This is a genomic window from Microbispora bryophytorum (assembly GCF_006874465.1).
In the GTDB taxonomy this organism is placed as follows: domain Bacteria; phylum Actinomycetota; class Actinomycetes; order Streptosporangiales; family Streptosporangiaceae; genus Microbispora; species Microbispora bryophytorum.
The window spans coordinates 223487-244340 of record NZ_VIRL01000008.1 but is presented as its reverse complement, the minus strand read 5'-3'; the positions used below and the strand labels follow the sequence as shown (position 1 = coordinate 244340).

At 73.1% G+C, this 20854-nt stretch carries 20 protein-coding genes; 6 read left to right on the top strand and 14 right to left on the bottom strand.

Annotated features, from left to right (window positions below):
- Nucleotides 1-25 precede the first annotated feature (25 nt).
- Nucleotides 26-754 (top strand): SAM-dependent methyltransferase, encoded by a 729-nt coding sequence (locus FLX07_RS17545; protein WP_142571866.1) that lies wholly within the window; start codon nt 26-28, stop codon nt 752-754.
- A 70-nt stretch (nt 755-824) separates the two neighbouring features.
- Complete coding sequence (locus FLX07_RS17540) at nt 825-1436, top strand: FMN-binding negative transcriptional regulator (RefSeq protein ID WP_142571865.1); 612 nt, start codon at nt 825-827, stop codon at nt 1434-1436.
- Between the two features lie 22 nt (nt 1437-1458).
- Here the strand turns inward: FLX07_RS17540 and FLX07_RS17535 are convergent, their stop codons facing one another.
- Nucleotides 1459-2265 (bottom strand): ABC transporter permease, encoded by an 807-nt coding sequence (locus FLX07_RS17535; protein ID WP_142571864.1) that lies wholly within the window; start codon nt 2263-2265, stop codon nt 1459-1461.
- On the bottom strand, nt 2262-3053 hold the full coding sequence (locus FLX07_RS17530; protein ID WP_142571863.1) for an ABC transporter ATP-binding protein: 792 nt from the start codon (nt 3051-3053) through the stop codon (nt 2262-2264). Before FLX07_RS17530 ends, FLX07_RS17535 begins: the two co-directional genes overlap by 4 nt.
- Nucleotides 3054-3216: 163 nt before the next feature.
- Here FLX07_RS17530 and FLX07_RS17525 point away from each other — a divergent pair, with 163 nt between their 5' ends.
- Nucleotides 3217-4395 carry a sensor histidine kinase gene (locus FLX07_RS17525; protein WP_167748282.1) on the top strand — a complete coding sequence of 393 codons (1179 nt, stop codon included), beginning with the start codon at nt 3217-3219 and terminating at the stop codon, nt 4393-4395.
- On the top strand, nt 4370-5017 hold the full coding sequence (locus FLX07_RS17520; protein ID WP_229689813.1) for a response regulator: 648 nt from the start codon (nt 4370-4372) through the stop codon (nt 5015-5017). Before FLX07_RS17525 ends, FLX07_RS17520 begins: the two co-directional genes overlap by 26 nt.
- Nucleotides 5018-5173: 156 nt before the next feature.
- Here the strand turns inward: FLX07_RS17520 and FLX07_RS17515 are convergent, their stop codons facing one another.
- The 9 genes from FLX07_RS17515 to FLX07_RS17480 form a co-directional block, all read right to left on the bottom strand.
- Complete coding sequence (locus tag FLX07_RS17515; protein ID WP_142571860.1) at nt 5174-6157, bottom strand: aldo/keto reductase; 984 nt, start codon at nt 6155-6157, stop codon at nt 5174-5176.
- A 104-nt stretch (nt 6158-6261) separates the two neighbouring features.
- Nucleotides 6262-7302: an NAD-dependent epimerase/dehydratase family protein gene (locus FLX07_RS17510; protein WP_142571859.1), complete on the bottom strand. Its 1041-nt coding sequence runs from the start codon at nt 7300-7302 to the stop codon at nt 6262-6264.
- Between the two features lie 112 nt (nt 7303-7414).
- A complete protein-coding gene (locus FLX07_RS38715; RefSeq protein ID WP_308424423.1) occupies nt 7415-7978 on the bottom strand; it encodes a DUF6596 domain-containing protein in 564 nt (187 codons plus the stop codon).
- The gene (locus tag FLX07_RS38710) at nt 7978-8709 is read right to left on the bottom strand and encodes an RNA polymerase sigma factor (protein WP_308424422.1); all 732 of its coding nucleotides are present in this window, start codon (nt 8707-8709) and stop codon (nt 7978-7980) included. Before FLX07_RS38710 ends, FLX07_RS38715 begins: the two co-directional genes overlap by 1 nt.
- The gene (locus tag FLX07_RS17500) at nt 8706-9104 is read right to left on the bottom strand and encodes a YciI family protein (protein WP_142571858.1); all 399 of its coding nucleotides are present in this window, start codon (nt 9102-9104) and stop codon (nt 8706-8708) included. The genes FLX07_RS38710 and FLX07_RS17500 overlap by 4 nt, the downstream gene beginning before the upstream one ends.
- 199 nt (nt 9105-9303) lie before the next feature.
- Nucleotides 9304-10602 (bottom strand): endo-1,4-beta-xylanase, encoded by a 1299-nt coding sequence (locus FLX07_RS17495; protein ID WP_142571857.1) that lies wholly within the window; start codon nt 10600-10602, stop codon nt 9304-9306.
- Between the two features lie 157 nt (nt 10603-10759).
- Nucleotides 10760-11392, bottom strand: a complete 633-nt coding sequence (locus FLX07_RS17490; protein WP_142571856.1) for a maleylpyruvate isomerase family mycothiol-dependent enzyme — start codon at nt 11390-11392, stop codon at nt 10760-10762.
- A gap of 137 nt (nt 11393-11529) precedes the next feature.
- The gene (locus tag FLX07_RS17485) at nt 11530-12765 is read right to left on the bottom strand and encodes an RNA polymerase sigma factor (RefSeq protein WP_142571855.1); all 1236 of its coding nucleotides are present in this window, start codon (nt 12763-12765) and stop codon (nt 11530-11532) included.
- A complete protein-coding gene (locus FLX07_RS17480) occupies nt 12762-13085 on the bottom strand; it encodes a YciI family protein (protein ID WP_142571854.1) in 324 nt (107 codons plus the stop codon). Before FLX07_RS17480 ends, FLX07_RS17485 begins: the two co-directional genes overlap by 4 nt.
- Nucleotides 13086-13219: 134 nt before the next feature.
- Here FLX07_RS17480 and FLX07_RS17475 point away from each other — a divergent pair, with 134 nt between their 5' ends.
- Nucleotides 13220-14104, top strand: a complete 885-nt coding sequence (locus tag FLX07_RS17475; protein ID WP_142571853.1) for a hypothetical protein — start codon at nt 13220-13222, stop codon at nt 14102-14104.
- A 74-nt stretch (nt 14105-14178) separates the two neighbouring features.
- On the top strand, nt 14179-14949 hold the full coding sequence (locus tag FLX07_RS17470; protein WP_229689812.1) for a sporulation protein: 771 nt from the start codon (nt 14179-14181) through the stop codon (nt 14947-14949).
- Nucleotides 14950-14997: 48 nt separating this feature from the next.
- Here FLX07_RS17470 and FLX07_RS17465 read toward each other — a convergent pair whose 3' ends face one another.
- From FLX07_RS17465 to FLX07_RS17455, 3 genes are all read right to left on the bottom strand, one after another.
- Nucleotides 14998-16149 (bottom strand): cation diffusion facilitator family transporter, encoded by a 1152-nt coding sequence (locus FLX07_RS17465; RefSeq protein ID WP_142571852.1) that lies wholly within the window; start codon nt 16147-16149, stop codon nt 14998-15000.
- 113 nt (nt 16150-16262) lie between these two features.
- On the bottom strand, nt 16263-20114 hold the full coding sequence (locus FLX07_RS17460; RefSeq protein ID WP_142571851.1) for an ATP-binding protein: 3852 nt from the start codon (nt 20112-20114) through the stop codon (nt 16263-16265).
- Nucleotides 20114-20704, bottom strand: coding sequence for a GNAT family N-acetyltransferase (locus tag FLX07_RS17455; RefSeq protein ID WP_142571850.1), 591 nt, complete (start codon nt 20702-20704; stop codon nt 20114-20116). The genes FLX07_RS17460 and FLX07_RS17455 overlap by 1 nt, the downstream gene beginning before the upstream one ends.
- Nucleotides 20705-20854: the final 150 nt, after the last annotated feature.

Genomic DNA, 20854 nt, shown 5'->3' with positions numbered 1-20854 from the left:
TCGCTCATGCGGGCAGGATGGCGCGGTGGATCGACAACTGCTCAGTGCCATCGCCCATCGTGATCACCCGATCGCCGCGCCGATCTCGGACGCCAACCTCGACCGGCTGCTGCGCCGCGCCGCGCTGCCGGAGGGAGCGCGCATCCTCGACCTGGGATGCGGCGAGGGCGAGTGGTCGCTCCGGGCGCTCGAACTCGTCCCGTCCGCCCGCGCCGACGGCGTCGACATCTCGCCGCACGCGGTGGCGTCCGCGAACGAGGCGGCCACGAGGCGGGGAGTGGCCGACCGGCTGACGCTGCACACGTCGCCGGCCGACGCCTTCACGGCCCCCCAGCCGTACGACCTGGGGTTGTGCGTGGGCGCTACGCACGCCTTCGGCGGGCTGACGGAGACGATGGAGGCGCTTGCCCGGTTCGTACGGCCCGGCGGCCTCGCACTCCTGGGGGAGGCGTACTGGGAACGCCCTCCCACTCCCGAGGTCGCCGAAGCGATCGGCGAATATCCGGACCTGGCGGGCACGGTGGAGGCCGCCGAGTCCAAGGGCTGGCTGACCGTCTACGCCCACGTGAGCGACCTGGCGGAATGGGACGAGTACGAGTGGTCGTGGACCGGCACGCTTGCGCGCTGGGCCGCGGACAACCCCGGCCCCGACGGCGAGCAGGCCCTCGCCGTGATGAGGGAGCATCGCGACATGTGGCTCGACGGCTATCGGGGTGCCCTCGGTTTCGTCACCCTGCTCCTCCGCCGAATGTGACCTTCGGCGACGGGTCCGGGCGGCCGCTCGGGCGCGGTGGATCACCGGGGCGGGTGCGTAGAGTGAAGAGGTGCTGATCCATCCCTGGGACGCCTCCCCGGACGAGGAGGCGCTGGCCTTCGTCCGAGCGAACGAGTTCGGTCACCTCATCGCGTCCGGACGCGACCGCGACGTGCCGGTGGTCGTGCCGACGCAGTTCCTCCTCGCCGACGCGTCCACGATCCTGCTGCACCTCGCCCGGCCGAACCCCGTCTGGTCGGCGATCGAGGAGAACCCCGCCGTGGTCATGGCCGTGGCCGGTGACTGGGCGTACGTCGAGGGGGCGTGGAAGGCGCTGCCCGGCGCCGGCGAGGATCCCCGGCTCGGCGTCCCCACGACGTACTACGCGGCCGTCCAGCTGGTCTGTCACGCGGAGATCGTCGACGACCCCGACGGGAAGCTCGGCATCCTGCGTGCGCAGCTCGCCCGCCTGGACCGCGGTCTCGCCGACCCCGCCGAGCATCACCGGCGCCTGCCGGGCATCCGCGGCCTCCGGCTGGCCGTGCAGAAGGTCGCCGGCAAGTTCAAGTACGGCGGGAACGTGGACGAGGCCCACCGCCGGTACGTCGCGGAACGTCTCGCGGAGCGGGGCGGCCCCGGCGACGCCGCCGCCCGGGAGCACATCCTGCGCCGGCTCGGCTGACACCCGCAGGAACCGCGGCCGGTCAGGTCACCTCCTTGCGGAGCACGCGGACCAGGCCGGCGGCCATGGGGATGGCGATCCAGAAGGCGACCGACGTGGCCAGCCTGGCTCCCTCGCTCCAGGTCATGTCGCCGCTTGTCAGCGGAGCGGCGGTGGTGCCGAGGTCGAGCCACTCGGCGAGGGTCGCGCCGGCGGAGTCGAGTCTGCCGACGACGGCCCACAGGACCGGAGTCGAGAAGTTGATCACGATCGCCGCGGGCGCGTTGAGAAGCAGCGCGCCGAGGGCGAGGCCCGCCGCGGCCACGAGGACGTTCCCCCCGGTCCAGCCGAGCAGCGCGAGAGGCTGGACCTCCCAGACGGCGGGCACGTTCTGCACTCCGGACACGACGGCCGTGGCCGGCACCGCGACCAGCATGGCGAACAGGGAGAGCGCCACCGCCGCGAGCAGGGGCGGCAGGCATTTGGCGGCGACGACGCGATGGCGGCGCGGTTCGAGCACGAAGGTGGTCAGCGCCGTGCGATGCGCCCACTCGCCGGTTACGGTGAGGATGCCGAGCACCGGGAGCAGGGTGCCGAGGGCGATCCCCGCCGTGCCCACCAGGGTCTGCAGCTTCGGCCCGGCGACGGCGCCGCGCGCGACGACGGACGCGGCCACCAGCCCGACCATGACCAAGGCGATGATCATGCCGCTGCGGGTGTCGACGAGCTTGCGGGATTCGACCGCAAGCAGCCTGCGGAACGGGATCGGCCGGTCGGCGTTCATCTTGTCGTCCTTCGTGACGGGGCTCGGTGCCGTGATGTCGGTCGGGCGGTCGCCGGCGCGGGTCATGCGCCGCCCCGGCCGGTGCCGGTTTCCGGGGACGCGCCGATTTCCTGGGACGCGGTGGAGCCCGGGGACGCGGTGGAGCCCGGGCCCCGGTCCGCGTGCGCGGTGAGTTCGAGGAAGGTCTCTTCGAGGCCGCGGCCCCGGCCGAGCTCGCCGGTCGTGCCCTGGGCGAGCACGCGTCCCCTGCCGATCATCACGATGTGGTCCGCCACCTGTTCCACCTCGTGCAGCAGGTGCGAGCTGAGCAGCACGGCGCATCCGGAGTCGGCGAGGTCGCGCAGCAGGCGGCGCATCCAGTGGATGCCCTGGGGATCGAGACCGTTGGCGGGCTCGTCCAGGATGAGAACCGCGGGAGTGCCGAGCAGGGCGTGTGCGATGCCGAGCCGCTGGCGCATCCCGAGGGAGTAGCCGCCGACCGTCCGCCGGCTCTCCCGCTCGGTCAGCCCCACCAGGTCGAGCACCTCGCCGACCCGGGTCCGCGGCAGTCCGAGCGTTATCGCGCCGAGCGTGAGGACCTCTCTGCCGGTGCGGCCCGGATGCCGGGCCCCGGCGTCGAGCAGGGTGCCGACCCGCAGGCCGGGGCAGGCCATCCCGGCGTACGGCAGGCCGAGGACGGTCGCCGAACCGGAGGAGGGGCGCGACAGCCCCACCAGGATGCGCAGAGCCGTCGACTTTCCGGCGCCGTTGGGCCCGAGGAAGCCGGTGACGCTCCCGGCTGCGACGGTGAAGGTCACGTCGTCGAGCGCCTTCGCCTTTCCATAGATCTTGCTGACATGGTTGAACTCGATCACGCCGCCCAGTCCACCGCGAATGCGGACGCCGCCGCATCGGACCGGGGTCCGGCGCGTCTCGACGCCGGGCCCGGCCTTTCGCCCGCGGGCGATACCCACGGTTGTCCACAGGTCGACCCAGGTCGCTACGACCAGTTCGGTGGGGTCCTTAAGCTGTGGGGCTGTGCACGGCCGACCGGACTACCAGCCACCCCTGGACAGGCAGGGGGTCGCGCTGCGTTACCTGTGCGCCGTGGTGCCGATGCTCTTCCACGGCATGGTGCTGGCCTGGCTCGTCATGCACGACGGCGACCGCCTCCCGCAGGCGCTGATCGACTGGGCGCTCGGTCTGATCGGGCTGGTCCTGATGCGGTGGCGGCGCCGGTGGCCGTGGCAGATCGCCCTGGCGACCGCCCTGCTGACCACGTTCTCGGCCACGGCGACCGGCCCCGCGCAGGTCGCGTACGTGTCCCTGGTGACCCATCGCCGATGGAGCCGGACGGTCCCGGTCGCGGTCGCGTCCGTGGTGTTCCTGCTGGTCGGCGGGTCTTTGGGCGGCGTAGACCAGGCCACGTTCGTCTCCTCGGTGTCGGGGCTGACGATTCTCGGCGGCCTGACCGTGTTCGGCCTCTACCTGCGCGGGCGCCGCGACCTGGAGCTGTCCCTGCGCGAGCGGGCGCGGGCCGCCGAGCGTGAGCAGCGTCAGCGGATCGACCAGGCGCGGCTGGCGGAGCGCGTCAAGATCGCTCAGGAGATGCACGACGTGCTCGCACACCGGATCTCCCTGCTGGCGATGCTGGCCGGCGGCCTGGCCTACCGGACCGACCTCGGCCCGGAGCAGACGCGTGAGGCCGCGCTCGCCATCCAGGAGAACGCGCACCAATCGCTCAACGAGTTGCGCACGGTGCTGCGCACGCTCCGCGACGACGGCGCCGTGGAGGCGCCGCAGCCCGACCTGGCCCATCTGGACGCGTTGTTCGGCGAGGTCCGCGCCGCCGGCCAGCGGGTCGAGGTGGACGACAGCATCGACGGCCGGGAGTCGCTGCCCGCGCAGACGGGCCGGCACGCCTACCGGATCGTGCAGGAGGCACTGACCAACGCGCGCAAGCACGCGCCGGGCGCCAGCGTCACCGCCGAACTCGGCGGACGACCGGGGGAGGACCTGCGGATCCGGGTGACGAACCCCACGCGCTCCGGCTCGGTCCCCGGTCCGGGCGGCAGGCTGGGCCTGGTGGGTCTGGCGGAGCGAACGAGGATGGCCGGCGGCACCCTGAGTCATACGATCCAGGACGGGCGATTCATCCTTGATGTCCGATTGCCATGGGAGGCTGCGGATCGTGACCCGGCTGGTGATAGTGGATGACGACGCCATGGTGCGGACCGGGCTGCGTCTCATCCTCGGCGGCGAACCCGACTTCGACATCGTCGGCGAGGCCGAGGACGGGCTGCGCGCCATGGAGGTGATCCGCGACCTGTGTCCCGATGTGGTGCTGCTGGACATCCGGATGCCCGGCCAGGACGGGCTGACCACCACCGACCTGTTGCGGGAGCGGCCCGGCCCGCCGCGGATCCTCGTGCTCACCACGTTCGACGCCGACGACATGGTGCTGCGGGCCCTGCGACTCGGCGCCGACGGTTTCCTGCTGAAGGACACCCCGCCGCCGCGGATGATCGAGGCGGTCCGTGCCGTGGCAAAGGGCGAGCCCGTGCTGTCGCCGAGCGTCGCCCGGCAGGTGATCGCCGCGGCGACCGGCGGGTCCGGACCGGCCCTCCCGCGGGTGCGGGAGGAGCTGGACAGGCTCACCGAGCGCGAGCTCGAGGTCGCGGTCGAGGTGGCGCAGGGCAGGTCGAACGCCGAGATCGCCGAGCGTCTCTACATGAGCGTCGCCACCGTGAAGGCGAACGTCACCAGGATCTTCGCCAAGCTCGGCACCGACAACCGCGTCCAGGTGGCGATGAAGGTGCGCGACGCCGGTCTCCTGTGAGCGCACCCCTCGGCCGCGTCCGTGCTCGCCGCCCGCGCCCGCCGTCCGGCTGCGACGGCTCGCGTCGGCGTCGGCATCGGCGTCGGGGCGGGGGCGGGGGCGGGGCCGGGTGCGCGGCCCGTCACGGGGACGGCGACCGGGAGGCCGGGCCGGCGATCAGTCCAGCCAGGCGGCGGGAGAGGGCAGGTGCCGGTCGAGCTCGTCCCACAGAGCCGGCGGGATCGGGGTGGCGGCGAGGTTCAGCGTCTCCTCGAGTCGTTCGGGTTCCGAGACGCCGACGATGGTGGACGTCACCCGGGGATCGCGCAGCGAGAACTGCAGCGCGGCGGCGGCGAGGGGCACGCCGTGCGCGTCGCAGACCCGTCGCATGGCGCGGACCGCGTTCCGGACGGACTCGCCGGTGTCCCGATAGGCGTAGCGGGGCTGGGCGTCGGGCCCCTTGACCAGCATCCCGCCACCGTACGGCGCGCCGTTGACGAAGGCGACGCCGCGCTCGCGGGCCTCGTCGAGCAGCGGGTCGGCCTCGCGGTTCACCAGCGTCCAGCGGTTGTGGCTGATCACGGCGTCGAAGACGCCGGTGGCGACATACCTGCGCAACAGGCCGACCGGGCCGCCCGCGATGCCGATATGGTCGGCGACGCCGGCCTCCCGCAGCGCGACCAGCGCCTCCACCGCCCCGCCGGGGCTCATGGCCTCCTCGAACGTGATGTGGAACTCGGGGTCGTGCAGATACAGCAGTGGCACGTTGGCGACGCCGAGCCGTTCCAGGCTCTCCTCGGCCGAACGGCGCACGCGTTCGCCGGAGAAGTCGCCGGTGTCGGGGTCCGCGTCGACCTTGGTGGCCAGGACGAACCCGGCGGGCACGCCGCCGCGGTCGCGGACCACGGCGCCGATGCGTCGTTCGGCGCTGCCGCCGCCGTAGTTGTTCGAGGTGTCCAGGAAGTTGAACGGCCCGTCGAACACGGCCTCCACCGTGGCCCGCGCTCGCTGCTCGCCGACCTCGTACCCGTACAGGCCCGGCATGCTCGCCAGGGGACTGGTGCCGACGCAGATCGGCGTCACCGCCAGGCCGGTGCGCCCGAACGGCCGGCGCAGCGCCGGGTCCGGGACCGTCAGGTCGTCGCGCGAATCGAGGGGCATCGGGGGTGTCCTTCCGTCACGAACCGTCACTTTCGCCGGTCACCTGCACGAGTCACCTGCACGGGTCACCTGCACTGGTCACCCCTGCCGGTCACCTGGACCCGTCACCCTTGCTCGTCACCTTTGTCCGGTGCCAGGCGCGCCACGGCCGCCGAGGCGGCCCGGTGCCCTTCGGCGAGCCGGGCCAGCACCGCGTCGGTCGCGGCGTCGGGCCGGGTCTCCTCCTTGTGGGCCGACCGCCAGGCGTGCAGCCGCCTGGCCCCTTCCGGCCAGGTGACGACCGGCCGGAACGACGGGACGAAGCGCCTGATCTTCGTGGTGTCGAACAACGCGGTGTGCTGGAGGTCGCCGACGATCAGGTCGGACCAGAACCAGTCCGGCGCGACGAGCGGCAGGAACTCGGCGGGAAGGTGGAGGAGCCGGGCCGGTGTCGCGGCCGTCCGCCCGATGACCTCGTAGATCTCGTTCCAGCTCAGCGCCTCGTCGGAGGTGATGTGGAAGTCCTCGCCGAGCGCCTGCCAGGCGCCTAGCAGGCCGACGAGGCCGACGGCGAAGTCGTCCGCGTGCGTCAGGGTCCACAGGCTGGTGCCGTCGCCGGGCACCACGATCTCGTCGCCGCGTACGACCCGGTCCCACATCGTCCAGTCGCCGGGCAGCGGCGGGTGCGCGTCGTCGTAGGTGTGCGAGGGGCGCACGATCGTGACGGGGAAGTCGCGCTCCTCGTAGGCGCGGCGCAGGACGTCCTCGGCCGCGATCTTGTCTCGGGCGTACGCGAGGTAGGGGTTGCGCCGGGCGGTCGACTCCGTGAAGGGCGCTCGCCGCACCGGCTTGTGGTAGATGGAGGCGCTGCTGATGTAGACGTACTGGGCGGTGTGGCCGTCCAGCAGGTCCACCGCCGCCGCCGCGTCCTCGGCCGTGTAGCCGAGGAAGTCGACGACGCAGTCGTACGCCCTCCCGGCCAGGGCCTGGCGGAGCGCGTCGCGGTCCCGCACATCCGCGGTGAGCGTCGTGACCCCCTCGGGCAGGGGACGGCGCCGAGCGGTGTGGCCCCGGTTGAGCACGTGGACGTCAAGGCCCCGGCGCACCGACTCGGCCACGCAGGCCGAGCTGATCGTTCCGGTGCCGCCGATGTAGAGGACCTTCACGTGGACTCCGAATCATGTGGCGGCGACGGGCCGTGCCGCGCCCGGTCTGGGGCAGTCGGCCAGCCCGATTGTTTTCGGGAAAATTGTGAAAATTGTCGGTTTCGGCAGCAACTTAGAGCGGGGCGTCATCCGACGTCAAGAGCGTCGTCACCGAGGCGCCGAGACGGGCGGCGCGGGCGGTCAGGTAGCCGCGCTCGGGCAGGCTGGCCGTGAGGCTCGCCGCCGCGCGGTAGTCCTCGACCGCCGCCGAGAGGTCGCCGGCCATCTCCAGCAGGTGCGCGCGCGTCGTGTGCAGGCGGTGGTGGCCCGCCAGCGAACCGGCGGCCAGCGGTTCGAGCAGGGCCAGCCCGGTGGCGGGACCGTGCACCATCGCGGCGGCGACGGCGCGGTTGAGGGAGACCATCGGGTTGGGCGACATGCGCTCCAGCAGGCCGTACAACGCGAGGATCTGCGGCCAGTCGGTCTCCTCGGCGGTCGCCGCCTCGTCGTGCACCGCGGCGATCGCCGCCTGGATCTGGTACGGCCCGGCGGCGCCCCGGAGTAGGGCGGCCGTGAGCAGCGCGCCGCCCTCGGCGATCGCCTCGCGGTCCCACAGGCGGCGGTCCTGCTCCGCCAGCGGGACGGGGACGCCGCCCGGACCCGTCCTGGCGGGCCGCCGGGCGTCGGTCAGCAGCATCAGCGCGAGCAGTCCGGCGGCCTCGCATCACCGTGCGGGGAACCTCGCAGCAGGCCGTGCAGCGTCCTGGCCAGCCGGATCGCCTCGCGGGACAGCTCGACGCGGTGCAGGCCGGGGCCGCCGCCGGCCGTGTACCCCTCGTTGAAGATGAGGTAGAGCACGTGCAGCACGGAGGCGAGCCGCGCGGAGCGCTCGTCCGGCTCCGGCATGCCGAACGGCGCCCCCGACGCCCTGATGCGCTGCTTCGCCCGGCTGATCCGCTGGGCCATCGTCGCCTCCGGCACCATGAAGGCCCTGCCGATCTCGGCCGTGGTCAGCCCGCCGACGGCCCGCAGGGTCAGGGCGATGGCGGACGCCGGCGTCAGTGCGGGGTGACAGCTCAGGAACAGCATGACGAGCGTGTCGTCCCCGTCCGCCTCGAACGCCAGGTCGGCGGCCGGGGAGGTCCGGTGGCCTGCGGGATCCCTCGCGGCGACCAGCTCCTCGCGGCGGCGGCGCGCCTGCTCGCTCCGCACCTGCTCGATCATCCGCCGGTACGCGACCTGGACCAGCCAGCCCTTGGGGTTGTCCGGCACACCCTCGGCGGGCCACTGGGCGAGGGCGTCGAGCAGCGCCTCCTGGACCGCGTCCTCGGCGGCGTCGAAGTCGCCGAACCTACGGGTGAGCACACCGACGACCTGCGGCGCCAGCGGGCGCAGCAGGTCGTCGACGTGCGGGTGGGCCGCGGTCACAGTTCCTGGGACGGAGCCGCCATCACCTGACGCACCTCGATGGGCATCTTGAGCGGCTCGCCGTTCAAACCGGGCGCCGCCGAGATGTGGCCCGCCAGCTCGTACGCGCGCTCGGGGCCCTCGCAGTCGATGATCCAGTAACCGATCAGGAACTCCTTCGTCTCGGGGAACGGGCCGTCGGTGACGACGGGAACGCCGCCCTCACCGGCCCGCACGATCCGCGCCTGGCCGGGCATCGCCAGCCCCTGGGCGTCCACGAGCTCGCCGGCCTCGACGAGCCCGCGGTTCACGTCGTGCATGAACTCGATGTGCGCCTTGACGTCCTCCGGCGACCAGGTGTCCATGGGGGCGATGCCGCTCTCCGAGCCGAACTGCATCAGCAGCATGTACTTCATGTCTCGCTCCTCCTGCCGCCCGCCCCTCGTGGGCGCGCTGACCCCTGGGTAGAAGCCGGCTCCCCGATTCTCGACATCCTGCCGGAGATATCGCGGAAATTTCTTCCGGCCGCTTCAGGAGAGCCGGTTTTCCGGGGGGGGAGCCGGCTCTCAGGGACAGGCGGTTTTCGGGGACAGGCGGCTCACCGGGAGAGGCGGCTCAGAGGGACACGGCCACCTCGGCGTCTCCGGGCTCGTCCAGAGTGAACGTGACGGACCGGCCGCCGGCCGTGATCTCGTACTCGCCGAGGAAGCCGTCGAACCGGACGCGGCCGTCCGCGTCGGTGACCATCGTCGTCGGAGGCAGCCACCACTCGCCCTTGACGAGCGAGCGCAGCGCGTCGTACGACGGCTTGGGGGTGCCGTCGGCACGAACGAAGCCGCCCGGCGCGCCGAGCCAGCCGCCGTCCGACAGACCCCAGTACGTCATGGCCTCGACGGCGGGGTGGGACAGCAGGGTCTTGTAGTGGCGCACGATCTCGTCGGCCTGGCGGGCCTCCCCCTCGGGAGTGGTCGGCCACTCGGGGATCTGGTAGTCGTTCAGGTCGACGATCTCCTCCGGCATGATGTGGCCGGAGACGATCGTCGTCTCGGTGAAGTGGATGGGCAGGCCGTAGCGCGCGAAGCGGTCGATCGTGGCGAGCGTCTTCTCCTCGCCCCAGTAACCCTGGTGCATGTGGCTCTGCAGGCCGAGCACGTCGATCTTTATGCCCGCCTCCAGCACACCCTCGATCAGGCACTCGTACGCCGCGGACATGTCGAAGTCGTTGAGCAGCAGCGTGGCGTGGGGGTTGGCCTCGCGGGCCGCGTCGAAGACCATCCGGACCATCGGGATCCGGCCGATCTCGCGGCAGATCCGGGTGATGCCGTTGTCGTACTTGTCGAAGATCGGCATGATCACGGCCTCGTTGATGACGTCCCACATGTCGATCACGCCGGAGAAGTCGGTCATGTCGCGCCGGATGCGGTCCACCTGGGCCTTGGCGATCTCGGCGTTCGACAGGTCCATCAGCCAGCCGGCGGTCTCGGTGTGCCAGGTGAGCGGGTGCCCCTTGACCGGGATGCCCCGGTCGGCGAACCATCGCGCCGTGGTGAGCAGCCGCTCGGTGTCCGGGCGACCCCGGACCGGCTCGAAATGCCCCCAGTAGAAGGGCAGCGTGGCGAAGTTGAACAGGTCGAACCACAGGTCGGCGACCTGCTGGGACCCGGACGCCGGGGACTCGCCGAGCGACCGCCGCTCGCCGTCGTCCGTCGCGGTCTCGCCGTTGGCCAGCGGAATGAAGTCGAACCCGATGCAGCCGAACAGGAACTTGTGCCGGCGCTGCGCGACGACCACCTCCCGGTCGGCGAGGGGCGTGCCGTTCGCGGTGACGGTGAGCGTGGCGCCGGCGGTGCGGTGCTTCCTGATCAGCGGGTCGGGGTCGACGACCGCGGAGCTGGAAGCAGGGTGGGACGACATCGAGCGGCCTCCAGGGATGCTCAAAGCGGACAAGTCCCCTCCGGGAGCCTCCTCGCCCCCGCCGGAGAGGTCTGTGATCCCGAGCACGTTAACGCTCTTGATGCTCGAAAGCACACAGACCTCTCCATCGGCGCGATCAACGGCTGAAGTAGCGCGTTCAGTGGATGAAATGGGTGAAGCGGGCGGCGGGCTCACCGCGCAGCCGTCCCTCCGGCAGCCGGCGGCCGCACAGGACCAGCACCAGATCCTGCGCGGCGCCGGACAACGGGGTGCCCGTGCCGAGCGACCAGTCGACGTCGTCGGCGCGCAGTTCGACACCGTCCAGGTCGACGCCGAAATACCTGCGGCTGCGTGGGGACAGCGCGTTGCCGAGCAGGACGCGCATCCGGTCGCCGGGAACCCTCCGGTCGATCCCGAGCGCCACGGTGATGTCCATGCCGTGGATCACGTCGTGCGACAGCGCCCCCGCGTAGCCGCCGCCCGGAGGGCGCCAGGGGTGCTCGGCGTTGTCCCGCAGGCACGCGGTCAGCTCTCGCGGGCCGAGCGCCGCCGCGTCCCGGCGGGCGAGCCGGTCGGCCAGCCGGTCGAAGTTGCCCCGGGCCCTGACGAGACCGGCCAGCACACGCGGCCCAGAGTGCCGGTAGGGCATCGTCATGTGGGCCACCACCTCCCGCACCCGCCACCCCGCGCACAGCGAGGGCGCGTCCCACGCGTGCGGCGGCAGCTCGCTCAGCAGGTCCGCCAGATCGCGGCGTTCCGCCGCGATCTGCTGCCGGATATCGGTGTCCATTCGTTCGTCGCCCTTCCGGTCGTGTCCGTCCGTACGCCCACCCGACGAACGGGCGCGGCCCGGATGGACCGTGTCAGCCGAGATGACGGCGAAGCGGCGGGCGAGGCGGCGAGGCGGCGGGCGAGGGCGGCGAAGTGTCAGCCGAGGGCGGCGAGGCGGCGGGCGAGGTAGCGGCGCTCGGCGTCGGTGGCGGCCAGCCCGGCCGCCTCCCGGTAGGCGCCGGCGGCCTCGGCCGTACGGCCCAGGCGGCGCAGCAGGTCGGCGCGGGCGGCGGGCAGCAGGTGATAGCCGGCCAGGGCGCCCGTCTCCCGCAGGGCGTCGACCAGCGCCAGGCCCGCGGCGGGGCCGTGTGCCATGCCGACCGCCACCGCGCGGTTCAGCTCCACGACCGGCGAGGGGACCAGCCGCGCGAGCCGCGCGTACAGCACGGCGATCTGCGCCCAGTCGGTGTCCTCCGGGCGGGCCGCGGTGGCGTGGCAGGCGGCGATGGCGGCCTGCACCTGGTAGGGGCCGGGCCGCCCCCGCCGCAGCGTGCCGTCCAGCAGGGCCACGCCGTCGGCGATCAGGCCGGCGTCCCACCGGCCGCGGTCCTGGTCCTCCAGCACCACCAGGTCGCCGGCCTCGTCGAGGCGGGCGGCGCGGCGTGCGTGGTGCAGCAGCATCAGCGCGAGCAGGCCCGCCGCCTCGGGCTCGTCCGGCATCAGCCGCACCAGCACCCGGGCCAGGCGGATCGCTTCGGCCGCGAGGTCGTGCCGTACGAGGTCGGCGCCGGCCGTCGCCGAGTAGCCCTCGTTGAACAGCAGATACAGCACGGCGAGCACCGCCGGAAGGCGCTCGGGCAGCAGGTGGGCGGGCGGCACCCGATAGGGGATGCCCGCGTGCCTGATCTTCTGCTTGGCCCGGGCCAGCCGCTTGGCCATCGCCTGCTCGCCGACCAGGAACGCCCGCGCGATCTCGGTCGTGCCGAGCCCGGCGAGGGTGCGCAGGGTCAGCGCCACCCTGGCCTCCAGCGCGAGCGCCGGATGGCAACAGGTGAAGATCAGCCGCAACCGGTCGTCCGGCACGTCCGGCTCGTCGCCGGCGTCGTCGTCATCCGTCCTGAGCACGCCCGCCACCTCCCGGAGTTTGGCGGCGCCGGTCGCTTCGCGGCGCAGCAGGTCCACGGCCCGGTTGCGCGCGGCGGTGGTCAGCCACGCGCCGGGCCGGCGCGGCACGCCGTCGCGCCGCCAGGTCCGGAGGGCCTGGGCGAAGGCGTCCTGTGCGCACTCCTCGGCCAGGTCCCAGTCGCCGGTCCAGCGGATGAGGGTGGCCACGACCTGCCCCCACTCCTCCCGGAAGGCCCGGTCGACGGCGGCCTCGACCGGCGGCGTCACAGGTCGAGGAGCGGCCGGATCTCGATCGTGCCGTACGCCGCGGCGGGATGGGCGGCGGCGATCTCGATGGCCTCGTCCAGGTCGGCGCACTCGATCAGGCAGAACCCGCCGAGTTGCTCCTTGGTCTCGGCGAACGGCCCGTCCGACAGCAGCACCTCGCCCTCGCGCACCCGCAGCGTCGTGGCGTCGCCCGGCGGGCGCAGCCCGGCGCCTCCCCGGAGCACGCCGCGCTCCGCCATCTTCTCCGACCACCCGCCGCACCCGTCGTCGGCGTGCTCCGCCGCCGACTCGTCGCCGCAGATCAGCAGCACGTACTTCATGCGTCCTCCTCGCACCGGAATCCCATCATGTCCCTACGACGAACGGGGACGGCCATGATGGACGCTCCCAAGGATTTCGCGCGTGTGGCGTTCTCCACCATGATCTGTTCCTGCCGATCGTTGGAGGGAGAGCGGTGGCGGCTTTGGGGGATGCCGGGTTTCTCGACGTGGTGTCCGTGTGGCTGGACGGGCAGTCCACCTCCGGGCTGAGTTTGCTGGGGCATTCGATGCTCTTCTGGGGACGGGCGGGGAAGGGGCTGCAGTTCCTCGCTGGATGCGCGGTCGTCCTCGACCTGGTCGACACGGCGAAGCTGCGGGCGGCGATCGACCGGGCGGAGGACCGGTACGAGCGGGCGAAGGACAGGGGGAGGGCTGCGGCGAGGGTCCAGCACCTCGCCGAGGTACGGGAAGCCCTGTATGACTCCTTCTTCTACACGGTGCCCTCGGGCGTGCCTGGGGTGAAACCGATAACGGGGATCCACGAGAATCCTCCGGATCATGCGCCGCCGGGAGTCGACCACGCGAGGCTGGTGGCCTTCTGGACCGAGGTGGCCGCCGAGCTTCCCGCGGCGCACCGGTGCCGGCGGAACCACCGGGAACCCTGCATGGAGCAGCGCGACCACGCGCGCGGCCGGATCGACGACTTCCTCGGCCGGTCTCTGCCCGAACGCGAGCGTGTTCTCATAGCCAGGGCCGAGAGGGCGGAAACGTGGAACGACCTGCTCAAGACCGGCTCATTGGTGGTCGCCGGGGCCGCCATGCTCGCCTTAGCCGTGCCGGATTGGGACACTATGCCCGACTCCCGGAAGGTTTGGCTGGGCGTCCTGGCGGCCGCCGCGCTCCTGGTCGCGGTCGCTCGTCCGGTCCCTTTGCTGTCGGCGGCGAAGTGGCGGACGCATCGGGGCGTGCTGCGGCTCCTCGCCTTCGGCGTCGACCGGACCCGGCCCTTCCACCTCCTGCGCCGGCTCGCCTTCGTCCTGTTCGTCGTCGGCTTCCTCCTCGACCTGCTCGCCTCGTGACGGCGTACGGGGAACCGGGCGGCGGGGACGGGTCGTTGGCAGCGGTGAACGATCCGCGACCGAGGGAGTGACCGGTGTTCCGCAAGCTGATGGCCGCGCTCGGGGCCGGCGTCGAGGTCGACACGGTGCTGCGCGACCCGCACGTGAGCCCGGGGGAGACCCTGCACGGCGAGGTCCGCTTCAGGGGCGGGTCGTCCGACCACAAGGTGGACGGGATCACCGTCGACTTCACCGCCGTCGTGGAGGTCGAGCACGGCGACCAGGAACACCACGCGACCTACAGCTTCCTGCGGGCGCCGGTGTCCGGGCCGTTCGACCTGCGGGCGGGGGAGGCCCGCGCGCTGCCGTTCGCGATCCCGGTGCCGTGGGAGACGCCGGTCAGCGCGGTCGGCGGGCGCCCGCTGCCCGGCATGCGGCTCGGCGTGGCCACCGAGCTGGCGCTCGCGGGCGCGCTCGACAAGGGCGACCTCGACCCGCTGCACGTCAACCCGCTGCCCGCGCAGGACCACCTGCTCGGAGCGCTCGTCCACATGGGCTTCCACTTCAAGCGGGCCGACCTGGAGCGCGGCACCCTTCGGGGCTCGACCATGCCGTTCTACCAGGAGATCGAGTATCACGCCGGACCGGAATGGCGCCGCCACTTCAGCGAGCTGGAGCTGACCTTCATCGCCGGACCGCACTCGATGGACGTGATCCTTGAGGCCGACAAGAGGGGTGGCTTCCTCACCTCCAGCCACGACGTCTACAACCGCTTCCGCGTCGGGTACGGCGATCACCCAGGCCGGGTGGAGCAGGCGCTGCGCGACGGCCTCGCCGCGATGGCCCGGCACTGCGGCTGGTTCTGACCCCGGTCAGGAAAAGGGCCTCCGGACGCCGGGCGTCTCGTGCTCCGGTCAGCCGGCGCGATGCCGGACGATGTCGGCCGGGGGTTGGTCGTGCCGGTGGCCGTCGAGGACGGCGTGGTGGTCCACGCCGTCGTGGGAAAGCGGATCGGCGTGCACGATGGCGGCCGTCAGCCGGGGGATGGCGTGGATCAGGTTGTGCTCGGCCTCGGCCGCGACGCGATGGGCCTCCACCACCGTGGCGGCCGGGTCGACGACGACCTCGCACTCGGCCCTGAGCCGGTGGCCGATCCAGCGCAGCCGCACCTGACCCAGGCCGAGCACGCCGGGGGTGCCCCGCAGGGTCGCCTCGGCGCGGTCCACGAGAGCGGGGTCGACGGCGTCCATCAGCCGCCGGTACACCTCCCGCGCCGCCTGCCGCAGCACCATCAGGATCGCGACCGTGATGAGCAGGCCGACGGCGGGATCGGCCCAGGTCCAGCCCAGGGCCGACCCTCCGGCTCCGGCCAGCACGGCCAGTGAGGTGAAGCCGTCGGTGCGGGCGTGCAGCCCGTCGGCGACGAGGGCCGCCGAGCCGATCTCGCGCCCGACGCGGATGCGGTGGCGGGCGACCAGCTCGTTCCCGGCGAAGCCCACGATGGCCGCCGCCGCGACTGCCCCCAGGTGGGAGACCTCCCGGGGCTCCAGGAGCCGCCCGATCGCCGCGTACGTCGCGGCGATCGAGGAGGCGGCGATCGCCGCGACGATGACCACGCCCGCCAGGTCCTCGGCCCGTCCGTAGCCGTAGGTGTAGCGACGGGTGGGCGGGCGGCGGCCCAGCAGGAACGCGATCCCGAGCGGTACGGCGGTCAGCGCGTCGGCCGCGTTGTGCAGGGTGTCGCCCAACAGCGCCACCGATCCCGACAGGGCCACCACCGCCGCCTGGACCAGCGTGGTCGCGCCGAGACCGGCCAGCGACACCCACATCGCGCGCATCCCCCATGCGGACGACTCCATCGCCGGGTCGACCTTGTCGGCGGGTTCGTGCGAGTGCGGGCGCAGCAGATGCGCCACCCGTGCGCGGAGGGTCGTCACGCCGCGCCCGCGCCCGCGCCCGCGCCCGTGCTCGTGGCCGTGTCCGTGCCCGTGGCCATGCCCATGCCCGTGGCCGTGCCCGTGGCCGTGCTCGTGCTCGTGTCCGGGGGCGGCCTGTCGCTGGCTCATGGCACCCACGATGCCGCGGAAAATCCGCCGCAGCATCTCGACAAGAGCAGGACCGGCGCAGTTGCGAACGCCCCGCACTGTCCCGCGTCCAGAGCTCGGAACGCGCCCCGGCGTCAGGCCGGCGCTTCGCCGATGCGGCCGGCGTCCCTCGCGGCGGCACGGATCTCGCGCAGGAGCGCCTCGCTGCCGCTCACGAGATGAGGCAGGCCGAGCCGCCGGTGGGCATCGCGCCCGGCCTCCGCGTGCGCCAGGGCGGCCGGAACGTCGCCGGCCCGGCGCAGGAGCCGGGCGACCACGTCGTGAAGCGTTCCCCACGACAGGCAGCCCGTGCCCATGGTCATGAGCTCGCCGGCGATCGGCCGCAGCTCGTCGAGCAGGTCGTGCGGGTCGGGCCGGCCGAGCTCCGCGGCGACCAGGGCCCACTGCCAGGCGACGAACTGCCACGTCCAGTCGCGTGGCCGCACCGCGCCCCAGCGGTCGATCAGGCGATGGGCCAGCTCGTGGTCGCCCGTCCCCAGCGCGGCGAGGACGGCCGTGGGCCGCGCGATCATGTTGGAATCGTCGGCAGCGGCCTCGACCAGCTCCGTCAGCAGTGGGCTGGGCCGTCCCCGGCACCAGTCGGCGAAGAACGCGTAGATCAGCTTGAGGATGTCCGTCCCCCACAGACTGGTGCGGCGGTAGCTGCCGGTGCCGATGACCGCCTGCCGGTCCATCTCCTCCCAGTCGCCGGCCAGCATCGCCCGACCGGCCGCGGCGTACGCGACCTGCGTCTCGATCTCCGGCATCCGCACCTCCGCGGTGAGCCGCAGGCAGCGGGCCAGCTCCGCGTCGTAGTCGGCGAGCATGCCCGCCTTCAGGAACTTGGGCATGCGGTGCAGGCGGGCGACGATCTCGGTGACCCTGGGCAGACCGGGCAGGCCCAGCATCTCCTCGGCCGCGCGGTAACGCTCCTCCTCGTGCTCGGGCGTCCAGGCCGCGATGACGAAGTTGTTCAGCGTACGGGCCAGCAGCGGGGGGTCGCCGGTGCGCCGGGCCAGTTCCACGGCCTCCAGCGCGTGGCGGCGGCCCTCCTCGCGCCGGTCGCCGTAGTACAGCTCGACGCCGAGCGTGCCGAGCAGCTCCGCGCGGGTGCGCACGGCGTCCGGGCCAAGCCGGGAGAGCTGGTCCTCCAGCACGGTCACCATGCGCTGGTCGACCACGCCGTACGAGCGCCAGTTCCACAGGGTGACGCCGCCGAAGACGGTGGCCGCCTCGATGACGGCGGCGTCGTCGCCGATGCCGGTCGCGAGCGTCACGGCCTCGTCCAGCGCGCCGCGCGCCCCCTCCACGTCGCCGGTCACCCGCCGGGCCTTGCCCAGGCCGATCAGCAGGGCGCAGCGGGTGGCCCCGGGCCCGGCGGCGCAGGCGTCGAGGGCCTGCTCCCAGTAGAGGACGGCCTCGTCGTAGGCGAGCCGGGCCGTCGCCTGCCCGGCCGCCTCCACGGCGTACGAGACGGCCTTGTCCGCGTGGCCGACCCGGGCGGCCAGCCCGAAGTGGTGGGCCAGCGCGGGCAGCCGCGACGCGGCCTCACCCCACCGCAGGGTCTCGATGGCCTCGCCCACCCGGCCGTGGAGCTGGGCCCGCTGCCGGCGGCTGAGCCCGGAGTACAGCGCCTCCTGCACCAGCGCGTGGGAGAAGCGGTAGTCCCAGCCGCCGTCCACCTCGACCAGCAGCCCGGTCGCGACGGCCGGTTCGAGCAGCATCATCACCCGGGCGCCGCCGACCCCGGTCGCGGTCTCCAGCACGTCGGCGTCCACGTCCCTGCCGATCACGGCGGCCGCCCGCAGCAGGGTCTGGGAGTCCTCCGGCAGCCGCGACACCCGCTGGTTGATCACGTCGCGCACGCCGTCGGGCACCGTCAGGGCGAGCACGTCCGCCGCGCCCACCCGGCCGTCGGGATGGGTGCTGGTCAGCAGGCGCAGCAGTTCACCCAGGAAGAACGGGTTGCCGCCGGTCCTGTCGTGCAGCGCGGAGGCGAGCGCCGACCCGGGGCCGGCCCATCCGGCCTCGCGCAGGTAGTCGGCGATCTGCTCGTGGGTGAGCGGGGCGACGGTCATCCGTTCGGTGCCGCGCTGGCGCGTCAGCTCGCCGAGCGCCTCGGTCAGCGCCTGCCGGTCCACCGCCGGTTCGGGCCGTACGGTGACCAGGACCAGGAGCGGGACGCGGTGCAAATCGGCGCCGAGGAAGGTGAGCAGCTTCAGCGAGGCGGCGTCGGCCCAGTGGAGGTCCTCCACCACGACCAGCACCGGGGCGGCGGAGGCCCGCCGCGTGAGCGCCCGGGCCACGCCGTCGTGCAGCAGGAACCGGGCGGTGTCGGGGTCGGCCGTGTCCGTTCGGTCGCCATCTCGGTCGCCATCTCGGTCGCCGTCCGAGAGACGGTGGGCGAGCCTGGCGAGATCGCCGCCCGTCTCCCCAGACTCCGCCGTCTGCCCGGCCTTCCCGGTCTTGCGGGCCTCGCCGGCTCCCGCAACCCGGCCGGTCGCCGGAACCCTGTCCGTCGCGGAAGTCCGGGCCGTTCCCGGAGCCTGTGATTCCGGAGTCTGTGTTTCCGGAGTCTGTGTTCCCGGAGTCTGTGTTCCCGGAGTCTGCGCTCCCGGCGGGTGGGCCGCGCCGAGGGCGTTGAGCGCCTGGATCCAGGGCCAGAACGCTGGGGCTCCGCTGCCCTCGACGCACCTGCTCCAGGCGACCGCGGCCCCGCGCTCGGCCGCCATGCTCGCGGCGGCCTCCGCCAGGCGGGTCTTGCCGATGCCGGACTCCCCGCTCACCAGGAACACGCCACCCGCGCCCCGGCGCAGGTCGTCGAGCCGCTCGGCGATCCGGCGCAGGTGCGGCTCCCGCCCCACCAGTCCCGGCACGGCGGCGTGCCCGGTGTTCTCGCGCTCGGTGTTCTTGTGCCCGGTGTTCTTGTGCCCGGTGTTCTTGTGCCCGGTGTTCTCGTGCCCGGTGTTCTTGTGCCGGGTGTTCTCGGCTCCGGCGTTCCCGTCCCCGGTATGGTCGCCCGCTGCGCCGCCCCGCACGCCCGCGCCAGTGCCAGCCCGCGCGTATCGGGCGGGCTCCGGCGGCACGGCGACCGCGGGGGCCCACACCCCCGCCAGGGACTCGTCCTGGACGAGGATGGCCTGCTCCAGCCGCCGCAGTTCGGGACTCGGGTCGAGGCCCAGTTCGTCGCCGAGCAGCGCGCGGCAACGCTGGTAGGCGGACAGCGCCTCGGCCTGCCTGCGCTCCCGGTAGAGGGCCCGCATGAGCAGCGCCCACAGACCCTCGCGGTAGGGGTCCTGTTCGAGCAGCCGCTCGACCTCGACCGCCACCTCGGCCGCCCGTCCGAGCGCGAGCCACGCCTCGGCGCGTACGGTCAGCGCGTGCAGGCGGGTCTCGCCCAGGCGGGCGACGGTGGACCGGGCGAACGGCTCGTCGGCCAGGTCGGCCAGCGGCTCGCCCCGCCACAGCGCCAGCGCCGGGCCGAGGATCCGCTCGGCCTCTTCGGCCCGGCCCGCGGCCAGCGCGGCGTGCCCGGCCTCGGCCGCCCGGCCGAACCGCTCGGCGTCGACCTGTTCAGGCTTGATGTCCAGCAGGTAGCCGGGCTCGCGCGTACGCAGGACCCGGGCGGGGGAGCGCGGGCTGCGCAGGGGTTCGAGCGTCCTGCGCAGATGGGAGATGTACGCCTGGAGCGTTCCCGTGGCGCTGGAGGGCGGCTCGTCCCGCCACAGCCGGTCGATGAGCTGGTCGAGGGGCACGACATGGGGCGCGTTCAGTAACAGCAGCGCGAGCACGGCCCGCTGCTTGCGGGGCCCGAGATCGAGGATCGTCCCCGTGCCGTCGGCGACCTCTAGCGTGCCGAGGAGGCGGAAGTCCAGAGCGGGGCCCTGGTGGCCGTCCAGACCCGGGCGCGGCACCGGTGATCGCGCTCCGTCGATGCTCGTGCGCATCACAACTCCCGAAAGAGCCCGGGGGCCCACCGCCAGATTTCGGGCTCATCATACCCATCTGTCTGCTCGTTCTCGCGAGAGAGACCGTGGTTCGTCGCGGACCTGAAACCGGCGCTCTCCAGTAGGGCGCGCAGGTCGTCGTCCCCCGGGCCGGGGAGGAACCACACGGCCCGGACGCCGTCCGCGCGCAACTCCATCAGCAGGTCGTCGAGCAGGCGGCGGTCCAGCCCGCCGCCGCGGTGCGGTGCGGCCACGGCGAGCGCGTGCAGCAGCGCCCACTCCGGGACGTGCCGGGGCATCCCGGTCTCCAGCAGCGCGGCGGCGAGCGGGGCGGCGGCGGCCGGCCGGCCGAGGTCGGTCAGCACGTAGAGGCGGCACCGCGCGGCCGGCGCCTCGCGCAGGACGCGTTCCAGCGCCGGGCCGATGATGCCGGCTCCCGGCGCGCCCGTGTGCGCCGGCACCTCGCGCAGCAGCAGTGTTCCCGGTGACGTTCCGGGCGACGTTCCGGGCGACGTACCCGGTGACGTTCCGGGCGACGTTCCCGGCGACGCGGCGTACCGCGTCCGGCGCTTGTTCGACGGCGACGACATCGCCCCAGCGTGCGGGGGCCGTCTTGGACATTCCTAGCGCGTCCCTAGGATCCCGTGGGAACGTCCGCCGCACCCCGGCCCGGCAGGCGCAAGAGAACACCAAGCCCCGGCTGCGACAACTGTCACCGTCACAGCAAACGACATCCGAAG